Here is a 5,448-nt window from a genome sequence, read left to right on the forward strand (position 1 = left end):
GGGGCGTGGGGGGCCAGGGCGGCGGTGAACATGGCGGTGAGGCGGTCGGTGAGCTCGGCCGGGTCGGCGGCGCGCAGGTCGTTGAGGCCGAGGAGGCGCCGGACGGGGCCGCCGCCCATGATGATCGTGGACGCGAGGAGCGCGCGGGCGCGGGCGTCCGGGCCGTCCAGCTGCGCGACCAGCGGCTCGACGATCACGTCCTCCAGGTGGTGGAGCAGGATCTCCTTGACCTCCGGCTGCCCGGCCGACCGGTCCAGCATCCGCGACATAGCGGTGCCCCCGCGCTGGTCGATCTGCCGGACGAAGTGCTCGGCGAGGCGGCGCGGCAGGCCCGCGGGCTCCCCGGCGATGACCTCGCGCAGCAGGGACTCGCCCGCCAGGACCTCGCCGAACAGCGCCGCCTTGGACCCGAAGTACCGGTTGACCAGGGCCATGTTCGCCTCGGACCGCGCCGCGATCATGCGGACGGTGACGCCGTCGTAGCCGTGCTCGCCGAACAGGTCGCGGGCGGCGTCCAGGATGCGGCGCCGGGTCGCCTCCCGGTCGCGCTTCGGCCGCCGCGCCGCCGCGTCGCCGCCTTCGGCGCCACCGGCGGAGGCCGGGCGTCCGGTCTCGTCCCTGAGCCGCATCACCACATCCTGTCGATCGGTCACGGGCGGTGTCCAGTGTCCTTCGAGTTGCAAGTAAACAAGCGCCTACATAAGATACATGCAAAGCACAGGTAATTCTTCGGACACGCGCAGCATGGGGGCAGGGTGGCTCAAGCGAGCGTGGCGTCGCACGGCCCGGCGGCGTCAGAGCAAGCGAGACCGCAGTACACGCACCGCCAGATCCTGGAGATCCTCTCCGGCCTGATGCTGGCGATGCTGACCGCGATGATCTCCAACTCGGTCATCGCGACGGCGCTGCCGACGATCGTCGGCGACCTCGGCGGCCAGGACCAGCTGTCCTGGGTGGCGAGCGCGTCGCTGCTCACCATGACCGCCTCGACCCCGCTGTGGGGCAAGCTGTCGGACATCGCGGGCCGCAAGCTGATGTTCCAGACCGCGCTGGTGATCTTCGTCGTCGCGTCGGTCGCCGCCGGGCTGTCGCAGGGCATCGGCCAGCTCATCGCCGCCCGCGCGGGCCAGGGCCTCGGCGCGGGCGGGCTGTCCGCGCTGGCCCAGGTGATCCTCGGGGACGTCGTCGAGCCGCGCCAGCGCGGCCGCTACGCCGGGTTCATGGGCGCGGTGTTCGGCGTCGCGACCGTCGCCGGGCCGCTGGTCGGCGGGTTCATCGTGGACGCCGACGCGCTCGGCTGGCGCTGGTGCTTCTTCGTGTGCGTCCCGCTAGCGCTGGTCGCGTTCTTCGTCATCCAGCGGGTGCTGAAGCTGCCGAAGGCGCACCGCCACACCAGCATCGACGTCTTCGGCGCGTTCACGATCACCGGTGGCGCGGCCACGCTGATGCTGCTGCTGTCGATGGGCGGCAAGCAGTTCGCCTGGAACTCCGCCTGGACGTACGTCCTGCTCGGCGCCACCGTGGCGCTGATCCTGCTCGCGGTCGTCGCCGAGCGCACCGCCCGCGACCCGATCCTGCCGCCGCGGCTGTTCCGCAACCGGACGTTCGTGCTGTCCTCGGTCGTCTCGGTCTGCGTCGGCATGGCGATGTTCGGCGTGATGATCTACATGCCGCAGTACCTGCAGATCGCCAAGGGCATGAGCCCGGCGTCGTCGGGGCTGATGACGCTGCCCCTGGTCATCGGGATGCTGATCACGTCCACCGGCTCCGGCCAGATCGTCACCCGGACCGGACGCTACAAGATCTTCCCGGCCGCCGGGATGCTCTGCGTCACCGCCGCGATGATCCTGCTGTCCCGCCTGCACACCGACTCGCCGAAGCTGGTCATCGGCGCGGACCTCGCCGTCCTCGGCATCGGCATGGGCCTGACCCTGCAGATCCTGATCCTCGCCGCGCAGAACGCCGCCGCGTCCTCCGACCTGGCCTCGACGACGTCCGGCGTCTCGTTCTTCCGCAACCTCGGCGGCGCGATGGGCGTGGCCGCGTTCGGCGCGATCCTCACCAACCGGGTGGCGAGCGAGATCGCGTCCGGGTTCCGCGCGGCGGGCATCCAGCGGTCGCCCGGCGGCGAACTCGGCTCGCCGGACGCCATCCAGATGCTGCCCGCACCGGTCAGAAGCATCGTGCGGGACGCGTTCACGACCTCGCTCGAAACCGTCTTCCTGGTCGGCATCCCGGTCGCGGTCATCGGCTTCCTCGCCGTCCTCGCGCTGAAAGAGGTGCCGCTCCGCGGATCGAGCGGCCGCGCCGAGGCCGTCAAGGAGGCCTCGGGCGCCGGGCTCAGCGCCCCATAGCCTGGCCCATCGTGGCCAGGTAGCGATTCACCCGGATAAAACGTGATCTCCGCGGCCCCGTGCCATACTCCCGTCGCTGGTCAGGCGGGTGGGGAGGGGCGACGGGGATGACGCGTGCGAAGACGGCCGGACGACCGTCCAAGATCAAATGGATGGCCATCGGCCTGGCCGCCGCCGCGGTCTGCGGCCTGCTCCTACCCCTCCTGACCAGGGATTTCATCGTCCTCGGCACCGAGTCGGGCGGCTCCTGCGGCACCCGGCGCGGCCCCTGCCCCAACCACTGGGGCCTGATCTTCGCCCTCTCGTTCTTCCCGCTCCTGCTCCTGATCCCCCTGGCCTGCTACGCCCTGTACAAGGCGAGACCGGCCTGGATCGCCGGTCTGGTCGCGGCCGCGGTCTGCGTCTATCCGGGCTGGCTGCTCTTCGACGTCCTGCACGGCCAGACGCTCGATTACACCTGGTCAGCACCGCACGACCGGGGCTCCGACACCGACACCGAAGGCGTCTGGACGCCCGGCAACACAGTCGTCCGAGCCAAATTCGACGGCCTGACCGCCTACACGGCCAGAACCGGCCGCCAGACCTGGCATTCGCCGCTGCCCGCCCGCGACACCCTGTGCGCGATGAGCCGGACGGTCGAGAACAACGCCGGCCTGATCGCCCACGAACCCGGCTCCGGCCGGTGCGGCTCGATCCAGGCGATCGACACCACGACAGGCAAGCCCCTTTGGTCCCGAACCCTCCCGCCCGGCAGACCCGTCCTCGAAAAGGGCGCCGACACCCTGACCATCTCGGGCACCACCGGCGCCTACCGCACAAGCGACACAATCGAGGGCTTCGGCCTTCGCGACGGCAAGACGCTCTGGCGAAAGGACCGCACGTCCCCCTACTGCTCCTTCGGGTGGCTGGCCGGGACGTCCAACCAGATCCTCATAGGCGAGCGTTGCACCCAAATAAACCCCGCCGCTCGGACGACCGGCTTCAGCCAACTCGTCCGCGCATTCGACCCGGCAACGGGCCGCGACCTGTGGAAAACCGACCTCCAAGCGGTCGGCAACGCCACCGTCGACCTGGTCAGCGCAACCCCACCCATTATCGCCGTCCGCGAATCAGACGCCCGAGGCAAGAAGTCCCTCATGATCCTGGACGCCCAAGGCCGAGTCACCGCAACAATCCCCACCGACGACCCCAACGGCGAAATCGACACATCCGCCCAGTCACCCTCGGCCGTCATCCAAAGCCGCAAGATCGCCGCGTCCGGAACCACCCTGGTGGCCGTCACCCGCACCGACCGGGGCGAATACGCCCTCGCCGGCTACCGCCTCACCGACGGCCGCCACCTCTGGACCACCGAGAAAAGCCGCAGACCAATCGAGGCCATCACCTTCGACGGCAAGGACGTGTTCACCCTCACCTCGCACATGACCACCCTGCACCTACGGTCGTTCGACCCGTCCACAGGCAAGGAACGCACCTCATCGGTCGTCCCGTCCCGCTGGAACGACTCCCGCGCAACCCTGCTCCCAACCCCGTCCGGCCTCCTGGTAGCCGGTTCCTCAGGCCGAACCCCATACCACCCGCTAAGAATGCTCCCCCGCCCCTAACAAACGAATGGCCTTCCCGGCGCGATCACGCGCTCCAGCGCGATGTTCCGGTGTGGTGTCTCCAGCGGAGTTGGGGCCGGCCGGCGAGATCGGCACGGCCGAGGGATTCGGCGTCCGGACGATCGGCTTCAGCCGGCTCATCCGGGTACTCGATCCGGCCTGCCTTGTCGGCGCTGCTCAGGCGGAGTCTGGTTGGGACGGCCAGTCCCACTGGGGGACTTCGCGGAGAGGGTGGAGCTCTTCGTCACTTTCGGCGTGGGAGTTCTGCTTCGCCACTTCGGTGCCGAACTCGACGTGTTCGCGGAGTGTCTGGCGGAATGGGGGGTCGGCGGGGAGGCCGGCGGTGTCGGCGGCCGCCATGTACAGCTCGATGAAGCGAAGCCGCTGGGGCTCGGTGATCTTCAGGTGGCGGTGGACGTCGATTAGGTGGGAGAAGCCGCCCATGTCACGGGAGACGGTGTCGGGGCCGCCGAAGGTCTCGACCGTGAAGGCGGTCAGCCGGTCTACGTGGGTCGGCTCGCCCTCGCCGAACAGCGGCTGCAGCAGAGGGTCGGCCAGGACGCTCGTGTAGAAGACGTCGATGAAACGGTGGAGGCCCTCGTACCCGCCCGCATGCTCGAAGAGTGTCGCCATGATTACATAACTACCTTCTTCTAGGTGTATGTGGCCGGTTATCGCAGGTGGAGCGTCTGCCTGTCGACGACAGTGCCGGTTGTGGCCAGGCCCGCAACGCGCGGCGGTCGACTCCCTAAGCAAGAACGGCCTCGCCCAAAGTGGGCGAGGCCGCTACAGGGGCCGGGGCCGCCGCTCCGACCGCCAGGCCGTCACTTGCCCTTGAGTTGGCTGACCAGCTTGTTCGCGGCCGTTTTGTTCGGCGGGCCGGTCACCACGACCTTCCCGTCCGTGATCGCCATGTCGACGCGGGGCAGCGTGACCAGCCGGTTCCGCACGACGAACGCGAGGTCGCGTCCGACCGTGGCGCGGGTCAGGCTGGCGAACGCCTCCCGGTCGATCGGACGCAGCGTCACCGCCACGTCGTAGCCGCCCGGACGGGCCCCCGACTTCTGGACGCGCATGTCGGCGACCTTGTGGATCGCGATCCCCTGCGCCAGCCGGTAGCACGTCGGCCCCATGCCGGACTGACCGGTGATGCCCTGCGTCCCGACCGGACACTGCCCCGGGGTCACCTGCGTGACCGGATAGATGTGCAGCGGCGAGGCCAGCGTCACCGGCCGCGTCCGCATCGAGGACGCGATCATCCCGCCGGTCACCGCGACGGCCGCGATCAGCAGCCCCAGCGTCAGCACCATGACCAGCAGCGCCGACCGGTGCTGGTCGGCGGCCTTGGCAGGCGTCACCGGCTCCCGGTACGGCCGCGGCTCCCGCCGCGCCGCCCGGCTCCGCTTGGCCTCCGCCGCCGCCCGCCTCCGCTCAGCCGCCCGCGCCCGCCGCCGAGCCCCCGCGGCTCCAGCGCTGGGTGCTCGACGGGG

The 5,448-nt window shown here is 70.1% G+C and carries 5 protein-coding genes; 2 read left to right on the forward strand and 3 right to left on the reverse strand.

The window, feature by feature from the left end; translation table 11 throughout:
• On the reverse strand, window positions 1-653 hold a 653-nt coding region (locus tag E1287_RS41785; protein WP_243719810.1), incomplete at its 3' end, for a TetR/AcrR family transcriptional regulator.
• 102 nt (window positions 654-755) lie between these two features.
• Between E1287_RS41785 and E1287_RS41790 the strand changes: the two genes are divergently transcribed.
• The gene (locus tag E1287_RS41790) at window positions 756-2,354 is read left to right on the forward strand and encodes an MDR family MFS transporter (RefSeq protein ID WP_243719811.1); all 1,599 of its coding nucleotides are present in this window, start codon (window positions 756-758) and stop codon (window positions 2,352-2,354) included.
• A gap of 107 nt (window positions 2,355-2,461) precedes the next feature.
• Window positions 2,462-3,958, forward strand: a complete 1,497-nt coding sequence (locus E1287_RS41795; RefSeq protein WP_131971440.1) for a PQQ-binding-like beta-propeller repeat protein — start codon at window positions 2,462-2,464, stop codon at window positions 3,956-3,958.
• Window positions 3,959-4,135: 177 nt separating this feature from the next.
• On the opposite strand, the gene E1287_RS41800 is transcribed toward E1287_RS41795, so the two are convergent.
• Together E1287_RS41800 and E1287_RS41805 are read right to left on the reverse strand one after the other, a co-directional pair.
• Window positions 4,136-4,591, reverse strand: coding sequence for a group II truncated hemoglobin (locus E1287_RS41800; RefSeq protein ID WP_131971442.1), 456 nt, complete (start codon window positions 4,589-4,591; stop codon window positions 4,136-4,138).
• 191 nt (window positions 4,592-4,782) lie between these two features.
• The coding region (locus tag E1287_RS41805) for a hypothetical protein (protein WP_207934790.1) at window positions 4,783-5,448 on the reverse strand (666 nt) is incomplete at its 5' end.

The sequence above is a fragment of the Actinomadura sp. KC06 genome (assembly GCF_004348735.1).
Taxonomy (GTDB): Bacteria; Actinomycetota; Actinomycetes; order Streptosporangiales; family Streptosporangiaceae; genus Spirillospora.

Coding starts and splice junctions, on each gene's coding strand:
- E1287_RS41800 (WP_131971442.1), bottom strand. CDS start 4,591: ATGGCGACACTCTTCGAGCATGCGGGCGGGTACGAGGGCCTCCACCGT.
- E1287_RS41795 (WP_131971440.1), top strand. CDS start 2,462: ATGACGCGTGCGAAGACGGCCGGACGACCGTCCAAGATCAAATGGATG.